Source organism: Micrococcus sp. HG099 (genome assembly GCF_024723355.1).
In the GTDB taxonomy this organism is placed as follows: domain Bacteria; phylum Actinomycetota; class Actinomycetes; order Actinomycetales; family Micrococcaceae; genus Micrococcus; species Micrococcus endophyticus.
In genome coordinates this window covers 1-1276 of the sequence record NZ_JANQCJ010000246.1, presented here as the reverse complement: position 1 = coordinate 1276, position 1276 = coordinate 1, and the positions used below count along the sequence as shown (strand labels likewise).

1 protein-coding gene is annotated in these 1276 nt (G+C 73.8%); it reads left to right on the top strand.

Annotated features, from left to right (window positions below; translation table 11 throughout):
• Positions 1 to 86: 86 nt before the first annotated feature.
• Positions 87 to 1118 carry a 6-phosphofructokinase gene (locus NWP10_RS11995; protein WP_017489107.1) on the top strand — a complete coding sequence of 344 codons (1032 nt, stop codon included), beginning with the start codon at positions 87 to 89 and terminating at the stop codon, positions 1116 to 1118.
• Positions 1119 to 1276: the final 158 nt, after the last annotated feature.

The window sequence follows — 1276 nt, the reverse complement described above, 5'->3', positions numbered from 1 at the left end:
GGTGCGGTCCGCCGTCTCCTGACGCGGCCCGCCGCCCGCGCCTAGGGTGGATCCGAACCCCGTCCACACCGTTCGAGAGGACACCCATGCGCGTCGGAATGCTCACCTCCGGGGGCGACTGCCCCGGCCTCAACGCCGTCATCCGCTCCGCCGTCCTGCACGGCATCAAGACGTACGACATGGAGATGGTGGGCATCCGCAACGGATGGGCCGGCCTGATCGAGAAGGACGTCGAGGAGCTGCCCCGCACCCGCGTGCGCGGCCTGGCCCGCACCGGCGGCACCATCCTGGGCACCTCCCGCACCCACCCCTACGACACCGAGGGCGGCGGCCCGGAGAACATGCTCCGGAACATGCGCGAGCTCGGCCTGGACGCCGTGATCGCCATCGGCGGCGAGGGCACCCTCGCCGGCGCCAACCGCCTCGCCGCCGACGGCCTGCCGATCGTGGGTGTGCCCAAGACCATCGACAACGACCTGCGCGGCACCGACTACACGTTCGGCTTCGACACGGCCGTGCAGATCGCCACCGACGCCATGGACCGCCTGCGCACCACCGGCGAGTCCCACCACCGCTGCATGGTCGCCGAGGTCATGGGCCGCCACGTCGGCTGGATCGCCCTGCACTCCGGCATGGCCGCCGGCGCCCACGCCATCCTGATCCCCGAGGTCCGCACCCCCATGGAGCAGGTGGCCGAGTGGGTCAAGCAGGTGCACGACCGCGGCCGCTCCCCCCTCGTGGTGGTCGCCGAGGGCTTCATCCCCGAGGGCCACGACGACCCGCTCTCCGAGGCCGGCGTCGAGGACTCGGGCCGGCCCCGCCTCGGCGGCATTGGCGAGTGGGTGACCCGGGAGATCGAGGCGATGACCGGCGTCGAGACCCGCAACACCGTGCTGGGCCACATCCAGCGCGGCGGGGCGCCCACCGCCACGGACCGCGTGCTCTCCACGCGGTTCGGCATGGGCGCCGTGGACCTGACCGCCCAGAAGCGCTGGGGGCAGATGGTGGCGGCGAACGGCACGGACATCATCTCCATCCCCATGAGCGCCGCACTCAAGGGCCTCAAGGAGGTCCCCGTGGCGCGCTACGACGAGGCGAAGGTCCTCTTCGGCCGGTGAGCGGCGCCCCGTCCTTCGCCGGCGTGCTCGCCCTCGGGCTGGCGCGCCGGCTCGGCCTGCCCGACACCGCCCTGCTGCCCGACGACGGCGCCGCCGAGCCGCGCCGCCTCGAGGCGGTCCGCCAGGACGCCGCCGAGGCCGAGGTGCTCGCCCTGCCC